The organism is [Scytonema hofmanni] UTEX 2349 (genome assembly GCF_000582685.1).
Classification (GTDB): Bacteria; Cyanobacteriota; Cyanobacteriia; order Cyanobacteriales; family Nostocaceae; genus Hassallia; species Hassallia hofmanni.
Genome location: NZ_KK073768.1, coordinates 2803093 through 2819195 on the forward strand (window position 1 = coordinate 2803093; position 16103 = coordinate 2819195).

Below are 16103 nucleotides of genomic sequence, written 5' to 3' on the forward strand. Positions count from 1 at the left end.
TCATGCCGTACAGCCAATTTACTATTGATGTGATATCGGAAACGTTTGGATTTAGTATTTCCGAGAGAATTGGCATCTTTACTGATGTACGAAAAGTGGATTATAGCACACTTTTAGCGCAAATGCTTAAAGAATATATTCCTTTGGCAGTTGCGATTGGTACAGAAAAAGCACGTTCGGAATTTATTATCGCTCCGATTCTTTTTGAACTCAAAAAACAACTAGTAAATCGGATTAGCCTATTTTCTGGGAAAGAATTTAACGTTGCACCAGAACAGGGTTTAAGTGGGTTTTGTGATTTTTTAATCAGTCTCTCCCCAGAACAGCTATTTATTCAAGCGCCTGTAGTTACAATCGTTGAAGCCAAAAACGATAATATTCAATCTGGATTAGGGCAATGTATCGCCGAAATGATTGCCGCTAAATTATTTAATGAACGGAAAGAAAATAAAATTGAAATTATCTATGGCGTTGTTACCACAGGCAGCATTTGGAAATTTATGAGATTAATTGAACAAAGAATTGAAGTTGATTTAGATGAGTATTTTATTCAAGATATTGGGAAAATCTTAGGGATTTTACGCAGTTTTGTTGATGTTTGAAACTGATTAGCAACGCACTTAAGAGCATTTCCATTCTCAATCGTGAAAAACAACGTAGCAGCGACTTGCTGCCCCTGGCTATCCACCGCCACCACCGCCACCACCGTCACCACCGTCACCACCGCCACCACCGTCACCACCGCCACCACCGTCACCACCAACACGAACACCATACGAGATAATGGGAATTACTTCTTCATACACATTGTGGTAGGAGCAGTTTTGACACTGGCAAATTACTCGTATTCTTCCGCTACGCGTTGTGGTTGCATCTACTAAAGTTTGAAAAGTCCGCTTAAGTTTGAATGTTTTGCATTCAGGACAACGAGAGTTTTTTATAGCATTAATAATTCTCCAAATGGGAATACCAACAAAGGGAATAAAAACAATAAAATTTAAGAAAAAATTCCATAGATTTTCTCCGATTAAAGTTTGCTGCCATTTAGGTTTAGGCAGGTTCAGAATTTCGCTAGGAAATGTGATTTTGATTTTTAATTCTTCTTCAGATGAAATCGGCTGAGTAGCAACAAAATCGAAAGTTGTGGGATTCACTTTATTCGCTTTCGCAGTTGCACCAAAACTTGTGAAAGAGGTAACTTTCCCAGATAGTGCCTTTGGTAGTTGTACCTGAATCTTACTGTTTTGAATTGCTGCTTTGCGATCGGCAAAAATCGCTTTCCAATAAACCTGAGTGTTCTGCTCATCCGTCTGCAATCCACCCACCACACGATACTTGAGGACAAAAGTATGCTTTGATGGTGGTTTCAATTCATGTTGCCAACGAATCCAAAATTGATTATTTTCAATCCCAGTTTCACTGGGAATTATCCGATCATTTTCTTGAACCGTCACTTCCCTAATCTCATCGATTTTATCCAAAAGAATATAGCGATACCGTTCATTGGTATAGTCTCCCTCGAACACATATGTTTGGCTTTCGGTGACTAACATGTCTCCGTTTGTCTGAACGTCAATCTTGACGTTGATAGAATCCCAATAAAACGGTATATCTTCAGCAATTACAGAAGCAACTGTGATGAAAAATGCAACAAATAACGAGATTGATAGAAAAATGATTCGTTCAATCAGACGCTTCCTCATAGTTTCTCTCTTCTAGCAATATGCAAGACCAATAGTTTTGTCCTAAGAATAATTATGAATATTGAATTTCATAAAGCCAGTAATTCAACTAATTTTTAACAACCTGGGCTATGTTTAATACATCTGGTTAATTACTGTCTTTCCCTTGAAACCTAAAGCACTAGACAGTTTTAGTTAAGAGTTAACTTTTACTTGTGAAAGCATGACTATATAAAGCTACAAAAATACTTATGTAAATTCCCGAAATATTCTTCAGAATTATCCGCTACGGGTTCACTACCATAAATGCTGCAAGTCTTATGGCTTAAAATGTAGATGAGTCAAGACTTTGGAACAGCATCTATAATTAATCTTGCCCTATGAAAGTTCGTTAACCATGTCGGAAGAAGATATTCGTGCCACGCGACTAGAAAAAGTAGAACAGCTAAAGCAGCTAGGTATGAATCCTTACGCCTATCGTTGGGAATCTACCGATCACGCGGCTGAATTGCAAGAAAATTTTGCGGATTTAGCCAATGGTGAAGAAGTCGATTTAGAAGTAGCGATCGCCGGACGCATCAAGCTACGTCGTTTTATGGGTAAACTTGCCTTCGTCACTTTGCAAGATGAAACTGGCACAATTCAGCTTTATCTAGAGAAAAAACGCATTGAAGAAGGCATGGCAGATATTCTTGAGAATGCTTTCAAACAACTCGATAAACTCACAGATATCGGCGATATCATCGGCGTTAAAGGCACGATCAAACGGACTGAAAAGGGCGAGTTATCTGTTTACGTCAAACAATACACTATTTTGACCAAATCTCTGTTACCTTTGCCCGATAAACAGCATGGGTTAACGGATGTTGCCAAACGCTACCGTCAGCGGTATCTTGACTTGATTGTGAACCCGGAAGTGCGGCAAACTTTCCGCCGTCGTGCTCAAATTACTGCTGGTATTCGTCGTTACTTAGAACAGCGGGATTTTCTGGAAATTGAAACGCCGGTGTTGTTAAGTGAAGCCGGCGGTGCCGATGCGCGTCCCTTCGTCACTTACCACAACACGCTGGAAATGGAATTGTATCTGCGAATTGCCACAGAATTGCATCTCAAGCGGTTGATTGTCGGTGGATTTGAAAAGGTGTTTGAATTAGGGCGGATTTTCCGTAATGAGGGCATTTCTACCCGCCACAATCCCGAATTTACCACTATTGAACTTTACCAAGCTTACGCCGACTACAACGACATGATGGCGCTAACGGAGGGAATTATTACCAACGTTGCTCAAGAGGTTCTGGGTACGCTGCAAATTACTTATCAAGATACGGCAATTAATTTGACTCCTCCTTGGCGTCGGGTAACAATGCACGATTTAGTTAAGGAATATACAGGTTTGGATTTTAACGCTTTCCAAACTATAGAAGAAGCGAAAACCGCAAGTAAAAACGCTGGGCTTGAAGGTATAGATGATTGCCCAACAATTGGCAAACTTTTAAATGAAGCTTTTGAGCAAAAGGTTGAGGAAAAGTTAATTCAGCCTACGTTTGTGATAGATTACCCGGTAGAAATTTCGCCATTAGCCAAGCCGCATCGTTCTAAAGTTGGTTTGGTAGAGCGATTTGAGTTATTTATCGTCGGGAGAGAGACAGCTAATAGCTTCTCAGAATTAACCGATCCGATTGAACAACGCGATCGCTTAGAACAACAAGCTGCACGCAAAGCCGCCGGTGACTTAGAAGCCCAAGGTGTAGATGAGGACTTTATAACCGCGTTGGAATACGGAATGCCGCCGACGGGTGGTTTAGGTATTGGGATTGACAGATTGGTAATGGTGTTAACTGATTGTGCCAGTATTCGGGATGCGATCGCTTTCCCCTTACTCAAGCCAGAAAAATCAGAATCTGAATCACCAACTTAATTGTAGGGTGCGTTAGGTGTCAGCCGTAACGCACCAATTTCAGTATGAAATCTTTTGTGGCGCTAATTTCACCTACGCATCCGATACAATATTCCTTACAAAGAATAATATAATTGACATTCCTTATAAAGAATACTAGACTGTGAGGTAGGAAGTGACCTGGACTTGGGAACTTTATCAAGATGTCAATGGGGAAATCCCCAAAGATTTGCTTGCTTTTTTCATCAGGATGATTCCTGAAGAGGAGCAACCAGAAAATCCACCAAAGCCATTACTGAGTGCTTCCGAAACCAGGCGTTTGCAAGTTAATCTTGGCTACCTGTGCAACAAAGGACTCGCATCACTTACCAGTGGGATCTTTGAGAAGTTGGAAGATGATTTGTATGAGTTACGCATGACCAAGAGCGAACATAATCCACGGTTTATCTTAACGGCTGCTACTCCTCAACGGTTTGTGGTGCTGCACGCCTTTATGAAGAAATACGACAACGCTATCAAAGATAGAGACAAAGAGCCTGCAAGAGTTAGATTGCGTGAATTGCAGGAGAGGGAACAATAATGAAAAAGCCTAATTTTCAAGCTTGGTTACAGCAAAAGGTAAGCGACGATTCTGAGGTGATTCTGGCGGGAAAGTTAGAATACCTGCGCCTATATCTTACTGATGCCATGCGGGAAATACGTAATAAAGCAGGATTAACTCAGGCACAGCTAGCGGAAAAACTCGGAGTGCAGCAAGCGGCGGTGTCCAAGTTGGAGTCGGCGTTAAAAGAACATGAATTGGAATCGGTGTTGCACTATTTACACGCCTTGGGTGCAAATTTGCTGGTAGCCGTCAAACAAGGGGACGACTTATATCAAGCTAGTGATAACGAAGGTGTGTTGCTGGTAGATGTACCAGATGTAGTTTTCCAAAAAGCATTGGCGGCAAACATGAGCGTCCGGGAATATGTGCGTGTTGCCGTTGAGAAGTTTTCTGGCGAGAATGATGGACTGAAAACAGCTTTGGTAAAACTGCTGGAAAGTGACGATTCGGTAGCGGTGAAAGTGAGAGAGCGTTTGGGTACAAGGACAATCCAAGAAATTGCTGTAGAGTTGGAAAAATGTTTGAGTTTATCTGAAGAAGAAGACAGGATTTTTGCTGTGAAAAATGTTTTGGCTGCTAATGTGGCGTGTGGAGAAAGTAATCGCGGAAGTAGTGATGAAGTTGATGAAATTGAGTTGTTGGATTTAGCTGAGGAATTGCTAGAAAAGTTGGCACATATTTAGGATGACAATAAAAGCTAAGTCGATTAATTTGATATTGAGCAAAATGCTCTCAAGCAGTGTGTGTTAGTGGTAGGTAATCTACTTTAAGGTCTGAAAAATCTCTGAAAAGATGCTATGAGTCCAATCCTCAGCACAACTAACTAGCTTGCTTGACCTACAGCGTAGTACTACTGGCTTGCTATGCCAAAATTTAGAAAATTTAGAGTGAGTAATTCAGGAATGGATAAACAGCAAATAAAAGCCTATTTCAGCTTCTTAGTTAAAATATTAAATACAATCTCGGTCAATTGGGGCAACTCGCAAGAATTATACTTGCTGCTCCTAAATAACTTAGAAAAACTAGATGATAATTTTACTCAAGTACTACAAATTTGGGCGACAGATGAACTGTCTAAAGTCGAACCATCAAGGGCAAAAGAGATTGCATTAGTGATCTCCGAGTTCAGCATACTAATCCAGTCTTTTCCATTTGGCAGCAGAGCAAGCAATTTAGAGATTGCCCTCACAGGCAACAAGATGGCACTAACTATTTTCACAAGAGAAGCTTCCTCACAGCAGTGGCATATAGAACAATGGGCTGTGTTGCAAACTAACCTTGCTAATGTTTACTGCGATAGAATTAAAGGAAACCGAGCGGAAAATTTAGAGGCTGCTATCGAGGCTTACCAATTAGCCTTAAAAGTCTTTACACAGGAATCATTTCCAGAAGAGTGGGCAACAATAATAAATAATCTTGGTACTGCTTACAATGAGCGGATACTGGGTAATAGAGCAGAAAATTTGGAAGTAGCGATCAATTCCTATACATTGGCATTAAAAGTCCGGACTAGAGAGGCATTTCCTGAAAAATGGGCTAGTACTCAAGATAATTTGGGTAGTGCCTACGATCAACGCATTAAGCGAGACCGAGCCGAGAATCTAGAAGCAGCTATCGAAGCTTATAAATTGGCTTTACAAGTTCGCACCTTGGAAGAATTACCCCAAGAATGGGCTAAAACTCACTTTAATTTAAGTAGTACATATGTTGCTCGTATTAAAGGAGACCGAGCCGAGAATCTAGAAGCAGCTATTAAGGCTTGTGAAGTAGCTTTACAAGTATATACACAGCAAAATTCACCAGAATTTTGGGCTAAAACTCAAAAAAGTCTCGCTATTGCCTATCGTCAAAGGGTGCATGGAAACCGGACAAATAATTTGCAAGCGGCTATGAATAGTTACAAGTCAGCCTTGCAAGTCTTTACACGGGAAGCGTTTCCAGCCGATTGGGCTACACTCCAATATAACTTGGGTAATCTCTACAGTGACTCAAATCAAAAGAATCATACACAAGATTTGAGAGCAGCAATTCAGGCTTATAATTTAGCTTTGCAAATATTTACAAGGGAAGCATTTCCAGCAGATTGGGCAATGACCCAATCTAGTTTGGGTACTACTTATATTCTACAAGGAAAAATAGATGAAGCTATTGAGTGTTTACAATTAGCTTTAGAAATTTATACCCCTACTTCTCTTCCTCAAGAATGTTTGAGATGTTCAAGAAAATTGGGAAACATAGCTTTTGCTATTACATTATGGAATGAAGCTATAAAAGGCTACAATAACGCTATTGATGCTGTTGAACAAATCCGTACTTGGGCAACTTCTGAATCACGTCGTCAGGAAATCCTAGAAGAATCCATCGGCATTTACGAAAGCATGGTGCAAGCTTGCATCAATGCTGGACAAATAGAAAAAGCTTTTGAATACTCCGAGCGATCGCGTTCCAAACGCCTGGTAGACTTAATGGCAAGCTACAACCTCTCTCAAGGCGAAGAAATCCCCCCAAAAGTTCAAGAATTATTGCAGCAGTATGAAGAACTGCAACGACAAATTGACCAAGAACGCCAAAGCCATAAATCTGAAAATAATCGCAGTGAAACACGCGCTGCATTCCAAGCTTATAATGAAGCGATCGCATCTTTAGAAACCCAAAAACAACAAGTTTGGGAAAATCTCAGACGCGAAGATCCCGTACTAGCTGGCGAAATTCAAGTTAACCCCCTCAGCTTGTCAGAAATTCAAAAGCTAATTGACCAACCCAATACAGCTATCCTCAGTTTGTACACTACCAACAGCGACACCCATATTTTTGTCGTGCAGAAAAACCAAATTACTCTCCACACCTGCACAGGACAAGGCTTAAATACGTTGCAAGGCTGGATTAACCAAAATTGGTTATTGCCTTATATGAATGATTCCCAAAAATGGGAAACTCAAATTAACAGTATTCTCTGTGAACTAGCTGAACGCCTACAAATACCTGAACTCATATCTCAACATCTTCAAGGAATAGAAGAATTAATCTTAGTACCTCACCTGTTACTGCATCAGATTCCCTTCGCTGCTTTGCCTACAGGAGAATATCAGGAATATTTAGGAGATAAATTTCTGATTCGTTACACCCCAAGCTGCCAAATTTTAGAATTTTGTCAACAACGCGATATTGTAGGGACATTTAATGAAATATCTCTGCAATATGGAACTGTGGAAGATGCCGAAGATAACCTTCCCTGTGCAAGATTTGAAGGCGAACAACTCGCCAAAATGTACAACATTCCACCAGAAAACAGATTAATTGGTAGCAGTCAAGCCACCTCTAATAACTATCGACAGTTAGCACAACAAGTTCAAGTACTTCATTCCTGCCACCATGCCCAATCTCGCCTCGATAATCCTTTAGAATCACAGTTAAAATTAGCTGATGGTAGTATCACCTTGGGGCAATTGATGACACCAAGTTGGCGTTTGCCTCAACTTGTAGAAGTGTTTCTGTCTTGCTGCGAAACTAATTTAGGTACTCCTTCCCTAACTGACGATATTCTTACTCTTTCAACAGGCTTTTTGTGTGCTGGTGCTAGAAGTGTAGTTAGTACCCTGTGGTCAGTAAATGATTTAGCTACAGCATTATTTTCCATTTTCTACTACCAACAGCGACAAGAAGGTAAAAACCGTCCTGAAGCATTGCAGCAATCCCAAATTCAGCTACGGGAATTCACAAAAGTAGACCTAAATAAAATATTCCAGGAACTAGAATCAAAGGAAAAAGAACTGATAGGAAATAGAAAAAAATACCCTTCAGGTTCTATCAAACATGAACAATGGAAGCGTGAATATAATATGTATACAAAATTAAACAGACGAATTAAAGAAATCGAAAACTCTACTCAGCAATTTCCATTTTCAGAACCTCATTACTGGGCTGCTTTTATTTGCCACGGTTTACGGTGATAAAACAGTATTGGGGTAATTACTCGCTTACTCATCAACTTGATTCGATTCCGGCAAAAACTCAGAATTGAGCGCTTGCTCCCAATTGTAAGGGCATATTTCTGGAAAAACTTGCTCACCTAATTGAGTTTCTCGAATTGCCAAAGCTAACCCTAATTCATAAGCAGTGAGAAAAACTTCCTCTAAGTAAGCTTTCAAACTAGGGCTATCTGACAAAAGCAGCTTAATTTGAATACGTTGCTCTCGAATTGTACCCAACCAACTATTGCTACGTTTATCAGCTTGAAACTGCCATTTTATTAGGTGTCCTAGCAAGATTCCCAGCCGATTTCTGAGTTCTTGCCGTTCTTTTCTGCCCAAAGTTTCAATTTCTTCAATCAGGTTGATCGTGTCTAATTGATCCCACTGTTGAGTTGTCAGCAAGCTTACCTGCTCTTGAGTCCAACCATAGAAATCTGTTTTATATAGCTGAGATTTGTACATCGTTGATAAGGCAAGTTTTTTGCCCGCGCATATCAAAAAAAATCTGATTGGGTTTACCACGACGAAACCCAATCAAGAATTTAATTAACCAATAACTTTTAACAGACGCGATATATCGCGTCTCTACAACTATTGACTCTTGACCAATAACTAATTCGCTACCTCAGCCAACTCGATTACGCGCCCTTCATAATCCTTAATCAAAAAATTCAAAGGCTTGCGATTGCGAATCTTGAATTTCAAGCCTCGCGTTTCCACACGCATTAAAATCATATCCAGGCAATCACGATCAAAGCAAACGTGGCGTTGCTGACTTTTAACGCCTAAACTAGCTCCAGTAATGACGTGTAGCTGGGTGTTTTTCTTTAATTGATACCAAAGCCCTTCGCTAGCATTATTCATCATTTTGCTGCCGGAAAACGTCGGGCTAGCTGACATGTAAAGCGGATCAATTCCGGCTGCGCCTATACTTTGCTCGTAGTTGTAGTAGTAGTGCAAAGGTACTTCTGCTGCTGGCAAATCTAGCAGCCCTTGATACAACTGGCGGGCAATCTCCAAATCTGACACCATAACGGTGTGTACTTTTGGCGCACTGGTAAGGAACATCCACATAGCACCGGCGTAGGCTGCTAGCAGCATCACCATAATGCCTTGGGTAGACAATAAGCTATCTAACGGCAACGAAGGCAAGAAAGAGCCTAAAGTAAAAGGTTGAATCAACAACGGTGTCACACTAACTGCTATAACCATGAACGCATCTAGGATTTTATAGAGGAATCGCTTTTATTATTCAAGGGTACAGACTAAAATAAAGTCCGTATTTATAGTGTATCAATAACAAAGTAGTCTAGATGTTACTCACGCACCAGACCAAAATCAAGACCCGATCGCCATTAGCTCATAGGATACTTGATGAACAATTTAAGTGTAGACCAGGAAATATTCATTTCTAATAACATTCATCCATTCTAACAACATACATTTATTTCGATTGTGCAAATACCACATTTTCCCGAAGCTAATCACCCTCTAGTTAAATCGCTGTTTCATTACGGCGATCAGGAACTTTTGGATTTATTTCAGTCTCATCCGGAAGCTGGAAAATATTTTACGGCGATGTTTTGCCGTTATAGCCCGATAGTATACACGTTAATCCGCCATTCAGCGCGATCGCCTGTGCAAGCAGATTATCTGTTTGCTCTCACTTGGCGACACATATATTACGAACTCGGTGGACTTGATTTAAGCAACGATGAATCTAGTAAAGAAACTTTAACTTTGCAAAATTGGCTGATCAATATGACGGCTTTCTGTATCAACGATCTCGAATTACCACCCACAGAAGCAATTCATTATTCTCTGCAAGCAACTTCACCACCACTTTGGTGTTATATCGAACAAGCTTTGGAACAAATGCCTCCAGTTTTGCGATTGATGGTTTTAATGGCTCAAACCTTTCACTGGAGCGAAACTCGCATTGCTGCTTATCTGCAAGCTGAAGGTGAAGCGATCGCTCCATTAGATGTAGCCAATTTTCTCCAGGAAGGCTATCTTATGTTAGAGGACAAATTGCCTGGGGATGTCCGCGCTATCTACTTAGGTGAAGATTTACCGCAATCATAACTTAAGTATTAACTCTTATAATGTCTGTTTTGAAACTAACACCAATCTCGCTAAGAATTATTTTCTTCTAAACCGTAAAATTACGGTTATTTTTATGAAGCAAAAGCATTTATTTGTAAGTAAATTTTCTGGAAAGTTATTGCCAAAAGTTCAATTTTATGCTGTCTCGTATTTACTGTTTGCAGCTTTGCTAAATCCAATGGCAGCAGGTGCGGTAGATATTACCCAACAACTCCACCGCCCTTTAAACCATTCAGCAGTGCGAGAATCAAGAGACGAGGCTGATATGTTGGTGCGTCAAGGTGAACAACAAGAACAAAAAGGAAAATCGGATAAAGCAATTGAGTCTTGGTTACAAGCACTGGATATTTATCATTTGATTGGCGACTTAAAGGCGCAAGGTTTAGTTTACGATTTAATTGGTAAAGGTTATGTAAATCTGGGTCGATTAAAAGAAGCTGAAGATCCAATGCGTCGGAGGTTAGCGATCGCTCGTGATACTCAAGATTTTCAAGGACAGATTTTTGGGCTAAATAACATTGGCACATTACTACTGCAAAAAGGAGAATTCACAGCAGCGGCTGAAACCTTTACAGAAGCAGCAACAATAGCCAGTGATGTCAAAAATATTGAAGGACAAGGACTATCTTTAAGTAACTTGGGTTTAGCGACAGTGAGGCTAGGAGATTATAACAAAGCAATAAAGCTTTTGGAAACAGCTTTGATTTTCCGCCGTCGAACACCAGATGCGATCGCCGAAGCGAATAGCTTGAATAATTTAGGCGATGCTTACCTAGCCGCCGGCAATTATCAAGATACCATTGGTACATATGGGTCAGCATTGCGAATTGCCAAAGTTACACGCGATCGCACCAACGAATTACGCGCAATTGACGGTTTGGTTACAGCTCACCGTTCTGTAGGAAGATATGAACGCGCTTTCGACTTACTAGAACAGCGTTTAACACTGGCTACAGAATCAGAAAATTTAGGCGAGAAATTAAAATCTTTTGAGTCTTATGCTTTATTGTACGAGCAACTAGGTAATTATCCCACCGCTCGCAATTTTTATGAAAGAGCAATCATACTAGCGCGGACACTAGAAGATAGCAAGCGGGAAGTTCTATTGCTTGATAGACTGACGCAAATGCTAAAACAAGCAAAACATCGATAGCACTTATTGCCCGACGACTAAAGTCGCGGCTAAACAAACGCTCGTCCGCAGAAGCGGACGAGCGTGTTCACAAGCCTACGGTGGATCGGATTACGCTACGCCATAATCTGTATACTGACGCTTGTATGGAGCTTGTAAACCCAAGACAATATCCTCTGGTGGTACTCCCATCATCACTAATTCCTCTGCTGGATTGCGATCGGTTAAATTCTGTTGCAGCCAGATTTTGCCATCTTTAATATCAAAATGTATCACGCATCGATAAATACGATTAAATCCTTGCCAACCGACATTCATCCATTGATAATGATTGCGTTCTGTGTCTAAAATCAGTTGGACTTCGACATCGTTATCTGAGACATCATCACTGGCATAGTTTGTCAACAGTGTTTTAACATACTCTTGATATTTTGCTAGTTTATCCACTGTACAATCACCTCATCGACTGGATTGTAAACAATTAATAGCACCTGATATTGTTTTATCGCAGTTTTAGTAAACTCCAGTTGAAAAAATGTTTTGTACGTATCCAATGGAACTGCTAAGTATAATACTCGCTCCGGTTCATATCCTGCTAATGCTAGACGGTAACTAAGGAATTGTCCCAAAGCGGAGTAAAAATCTGTAATGGCAGAGGGGTTTAAAAAGCTTTTGATTTCAATTGCTATTTTTTCATTTCCTTTTTCTGCGGCAATTATTTTTTCTGCACCTAAATCAATTTGGAAATTGACTTCCCCAAATTTAAACTTTAATGGATCGTTGGTAATTATCCATTGTTCTTTTTGCAAAGCTTTTTTAACTGATTCATGAAAAATATCTTTTGCAGACACAGTTAGAAAAAATATTATTTTTAGATTTGATATTCTCCATATTAGAGCCCAGGAGCTTAATTTATGGGTCAATTTATGCAAAAGTCTAGTTAGAAGTGCATAAATTAATTTTGCTGGCACCCATATAAAAAAAGGAGGCAAGTAAGTGCTAATCACATAAAGCGTTGCTTGCAACAGAACCGCCATGCAAGCATCACCATCAGATCAAAAGTTTCTGTTAAAAAGCTTATCTCAAAGAGATTACACTGCTTTTTGGCAAATATGGATGCCATACCAAGATTATCTTTATCATTGCTGTTTAACTTGGATGGATGGAAATGTTACAGATGCCCAAGATGCCCTCTCTCAAGCGACTCTCAAAGCCTGGGATAAATTACCCCACCATGCTGACAAAATCACTAATCTTAAAGCTTGGCTGACACGCTTTACTCATAATGTTTGTATGGACATACACCGAGAGCATGGCAGAAGGACAATAGGGATAGATAATTTTGAAGAAATAGCTGGGCAAGTAGAAGTTGTAACGTTTCCAGTTGAGTCATCTGAATCAGCCATTCTCGACAGTGAGATAGAAATAACCATCCGCTGTGCTATTAAGGCACTGCCTTCCCGACTGCGATCGCCTTTTATTATGCGTTTTGAGCAAGATATGTCTTACCTAGATATTGCCCAAAAACTCGGTATTTCCATAGATAACGTCTATAAAAGGATTTCACAGGCACGATCAATTCTCAAACAGCAGATGAACAAGTATCTTTTACAAGAGGATGATTCTGCGTTCTTAGAAATTCCCCTCCCATCAATAAAAAAGAAGAAACCAACAAAGGCGAATTTAAACAAAAAGATACAACAAAAGTTGGCGGCAGCTTGGTTAACTCAAGCGGAGGCTAGTGGCGAAGCTTTGCACAATCGAGAGATGCAGTGTCTCTATTGTCTGTCTACGCACATATGTAAAAATGGTAACAGAAAAGGGAAGCAAAATTACCTCTGCAAAAAATGCGATCGCCAGTTTATCAATTCCTATTCTTCCAAGCGCTATCCGTCGGAGGTTCGGGAGCGTTGCCTCAAGCTGTATGCCGATGGGATGGGATATCGAGCGATCGCGCGGGAAACTGGGGTTAGCCACAACACGGTCATCAATTGGGTAAAACAGGATGTTCCGTGATAACCAAAATCATCCCTTGATTGTGCAATATTCTGTCAGTTAAAATTCAGAGAGTGTATCCTTGTAGTAAAAGCCAGCACCTATGCAAGTTACATTTGACTTACCTGGTCAGTAACCCTGCTCTGAAGAGACAGGCTGTGATTCGTTGGTCGAAATGAATAGAAATATTCAGGGATGACCGCAAGAAAAAGAAGGGAATAATCCCAACTAAACCTTGACAACTTGACAACCATAAGGGTGACTCAAATTATATTTTGAGAAGTCCCTTCCCGCAGGTGCAGCGGTGACAGCAAGTCCCCCACACTTGAGGTTAGCAACCCTAAGTGACCATTGTAACGGGGAATCATGGCGGTATCTGAAAGCCTAATTTGGAAACCCGCCTAGCAAGAACCCATGAGCAAAGCCTCGGCTTGAAGATGCGCTTGAACCATCGTGATCATGAACCAGCTTAAAGGCTAACCCTTCCGGGAAAACAGGATTTAAGGCAATGCCTGAACACTGTTGAGGCTGGAGCCAAAAGGCAAAGGATAGGGAATTGGCGGTTCCGTCTCCGACCAATAAGCACTTCCCACAAACCCGGTGGACAGCATCACTCTAAAGGTTCAACCAATGGTTGTCAGGAACGAAGTAACCCCCTTAACGCTCTCAGTCGGTCGATACTGAGTAGGTGCTAACCGTATGCATTAAGGGGAAAGGATTGAGTCAGAAGCCAACGCTCTGCTGTAATGGCAGAGATATGCTGACGGACTCACGATGATTTGGAAAATAAAGTTGTAAGTAGCAATATATATGTCTAATACACGGCTTCAGTCAAAGCCCTTGCTAAGACAAAAACCGATGGTGGAATGGAAGGATACAAACTGGCGGAAGCTAGAGCGTGTTGTATTCAAGTTGCAAAAACGAATTTATCGAGCCACTCAGCGTGGAGATGTCAAGGCAGTTCGCAAACTCCAGAAAACATTGATGAGGTCTTGGTCTGCAAAGTGTTTAGCAGTACGAAAGGTAACTCAGGATAATCAGGGCAAGAAGACAGCCGGAGTAGACGGGGTTAAATCACTAACACCATTACAACGACTAGAACTTGCATCCAAACTGAGTTTAAACCGAAAGGTCAAACCGACCAGAAGGGTTTGGATACCCAAACCTGGAAGTGAGGAAAAACGCCCCTTAGGAATACCCACAATGTACGACAGGGCGCTACAAGCGCTTGTTAAACAAACAATAGAACCAGAATGGGAGGCTCGTTTTGAGCCAAACTCCTACGGTTTTAGACCTGGGCGCTCATGCCACGATGCCATAGAAGCAATTTTTACAATAATCGCGCAAAAATCCAGGTATGTACTGGATGCCGATATCTCGAAATGCTTCGATTGCATCAACCACGAGGCACTCTTGGACAAACTGAATACATTCCCCACCATACGCCGACAAATTCGTGCATGGTTAAAAGCGGGAGTGATAGATAAAGGCATATTTTCTGATACATCCGAAGGGACACCACAGGGCGGTGTGATTTCACCATTATTAGCTAACATCGCCCTACATGGCATGGAAAATCGGATAAAGCAGGTGTCTAAAAATGCCTTCCTGATTCGATACGCCGATGATTTCCTAATTTTACACGAAAATTTATCGGTAGTCGAAAGATGCCAAGAAATTATTGCCGAATGGTTAAAAAGCATGGGATTGGAATTGAAACCAAGCAAAACCCGTTTAGCTCATACTCTCAATGAGCATGAAGGACAAAAACCGGGATTTGATTTTTTGGGGTTCAACGTTAGACAATACCCAGTTGGAAAATACCAGTCTGGGAAAAACAACGGAACTCTACTTGGTTTTAAAACCCTCATTAAACCAAGCAAGAAAAAGATAAAACTCTATGCTAGGTCATTACGTAGTGTCATCAAAACCCATAAGGCTGCACCTCAAGAGGCACTAATAAGCCGATTAAACCCAATTATTCGGGGATGGGCTAACTACTACAGCACGGTGGTAAGTAAGGAAATTCTCTCAGGAATGGACAAACTTATCTATCAACAATTAAAAGCTTGGTCAAGTTTCCGTCATCCACAAAAAGACTCCCATTGGATAGCCAAGCGCTACTGGCTTATTGACCAGGGTGAAGGATGGGTCTTTGCTAGCAGGAAAGAGGGTAACAAAAAGATGCGTCTTGTTAAGCACTCAGAAACACCAATTGTTAGACACATAAAAGTGCGAGGAGATTGCAGCCCTTACGACGGAGATTGGATATATTGGAGTACTAGAATGGGAATGCACCCAGAAGTGGCAGCAAGGGTATCAAAACTCTTGAAAAAGCAAAAAGGGAAATGCGCTCACTGCGAATTGTTCTTTAAAAATGGAGATTTATTGGAGATAGACCACAAAAAACCGCGCTCAAAGGGTGGAAAAAACACACAAGATAATCTCCAATTACTTCATCGACATTGCCACGATACAAAAACAGCAAATGATGATAAAGCTGTTAGAGGTACTAATGACAATAGCCAAATCATTGAGGAGCCGTGTGAGGTGAAAGTCTCACGCACGGTTTTGTAGCCGAGGCAGTTCGGTGACGGACTGTCCTTAGGCAGCGCTTGTAGAAGATAGGTTCTACGTGTCTGACTAGCCCATTGAGCTTAATCTTGATACAGACTTCCGATTGCTTCCCTAGATCGGATTAACTCTAAACCGTCTT

General features: G+C 40.9%; 14 protein-coding genes. 9 read left to right on the plus strand and 5 right to left on the minus strand.

All coding sequences use genetic code 11. The annotated features are described in order from the left end of the window. Positions 1–2 precede the first annotated feature (2 nt). Complete coding sequence (locus TOL9009_RS0117530) at positions 3–602, plus strand: hypothetical protein (protein ID WP_029633940.1); 600 nt, start codon at positions 3–5, stop codon at positions 600–602. Positions 603–680: 78 nt separating this feature from the next. Here the strand turns inward: TOL9009_RS0117530 and TOL9009_RS0117535 are convergent, their stop codons facing one another. Beyond that, positions 681–1703 (minus strand): DUF2207 domain-containing protein, encoded by a 1023-nt coding sequence (locus TOL9009_RS0117535; RefSeq protein WP_029633941.1) that lies wholly within the window; start codon positions 1701–1703, stop codon positions 681–683. A gap of 376 nt (positions 1704–2079) precedes the next feature. On the opposite strand from TOL9009_RS0117535, the gene lysS reads away from it, so the two are divergent. The 4 genes from lysS (at position 2080) to TOL9009_RS0117555 (ending at position 8133) form a co-directional block, all read left to right on the plus strand. Then, a complete protein-coding gene (gene lysS, locus TOL9009_RS0117540; protein ID WP_029633942.1) occupies positions 2080–3600 on the plus strand; it encodes a lysine--tRNA ligase in 1521 nt (506 codons plus the stop codon). Between the two features lie 154 nt (positions 3601–3754). Continuing rightward, complete coding sequence (locus TOL9009_RS0117545; protein WP_029633943.1) at positions 3755–4159, plus strand: type II toxin-antitoxin system RelE/ParE family toxin; 405 nt, start codon at positions 3755–3757, stop codon at positions 4157–4159. Next, positions 4159–4866 (plus strand): helix-turn-helix domain-containing protein, encoded by a 708-nt coding sequence (locus tag TOL9009_RS0117550; RefSeq protein ID WP_029633944.1) that lies wholly within the window; start codon positions 4159–4161, stop codon positions 4864–4866. The genes TOL9009_RS0117545 and TOL9009_RS0117550 overlap by 1 nt, the downstream gene beginning before the upstream one ends. 219 nt (positions 4867–5085) lie before the next feature. After that, the gene (locus TOL9009_RS0117555; protein ID WP_038296410.1) at positions 5086–8133 is read left to right on the plus strand and encodes a CHAT domain-containing protein; all 3048 of its coding nucleotides are present in this window, start codon (positions 5086–5088) and stop codon (positions 8131–8133) included. A 27-nt stretch (positions 8134–8160) separates the two neighbouring features. Here the strand turns inward: TOL9009_RS0117555 and TOL9009_RS0117560 are convergent, their stop codons facing one another. Both TOL9009_RS0117560 and TOL9009_RS0117565 read right to left on the minus strand, forming a co-directional pair. Then, positions 8161–8616, minus strand: a complete 456-nt coding sequence (locus TOL9009_RS0117560) for a DUF29 domain-containing protein (protein WP_029633946.1) — start codon at positions 8614–8616, stop codon at positions 8161–8163. Positions 8617–8766: 150 nt separating this feature from the next. Beyond that, entirely contained in the window at positions 8767–9366 is a 600-nt protein-coding gene (locus TOL9009_RS0117565; RefSeq protein WP_029633947.1) for a hypothetical protein, read from the minus strand. Positions 9367–9609: 243 nt separating this feature from the next. Between TOL9009_RS0117565 and TOL9009_RS0117570 the strand changes: the two genes are divergently transcribed. Beyond that, positions 9610–10239 (plus strand): hypothetical protein, encoded by a 630-nt coding sequence (locus TOL9009_RS0117570; protein ID WP_029633948.1) that lies wholly within the window; start codon positions 9610–9612, stop codon positions 10237–10239. A gap of 94 nt (positions 10240–10333) precedes the next feature. After that, positions 10334–11413, plus strand: coding sequence for a tetratricopeptide repeat protein (locus TOL9009_RS0117575; RefSeq protein WP_051503107.1), 1080 nt, complete (start codon positions 10334–10336; stop codon positions 11411–11413). 90 nt (positions 11414–11503) lie between these two features. On the opposite strand, the gene TOL9009_RS0117580 is transcribed toward TOL9009_RS0117575, so the two are convergent. Together TOL9009_RS0117580 and TOL9009_RS0117585 are read right to left on the minus strand one after the other, a co-directional pair. Beyond that, positions 11504–11839 (minus strand): XisI protein, encoded by a 336-nt coding sequence (locus TOL9009_RS0117580; protein WP_029633950.1) that lies wholly within the window; start codon positions 11837–11839, stop codon positions 11504–11506. Further along, entirely contained in the window at positions 11827–12243 is a 417-nt protein-coding gene (locus tag TOL9009_RS0117585) for a XisH family protein (RefSeq protein WP_029633951.1), read from the minus strand. The genes TOL9009_RS0117580 and TOL9009_RS0117585 overlap by 13 nt, the downstream gene beginning before the upstream one ends. A 184-nt stretch (positions 12244–12427) precedes the next feature. On the opposite strand from TOL9009_RS0117585, the gene TOL9009_RS50560 reads away from it, so the two are divergent. Beyond that, entirely contained in the window at positions 12428–13408 is a 981-nt protein-coding gene (locus TOL9009_RS50560) for a sigma-70 family RNA polymerase sigma factor (RefSeq protein ID WP_051502939.1), read from the plus strand. A 789-nt stretch (positions 13409–14197) separates the two neighbouring features. Continuing rightward, positions 14198–15964: a group II intron reverse transcriptase/maturase gene (ltrA, locus tag TOL9009_RS0117595; RefSeq protein WP_029633952.1), complete on the plus strand. Its 1767-nt coding sequence runs from the start codon at positions 14198–14200 to the stop codon at positions 15962–15964. Positions 15965–16103: the final 139 nt, after the last annotated feature.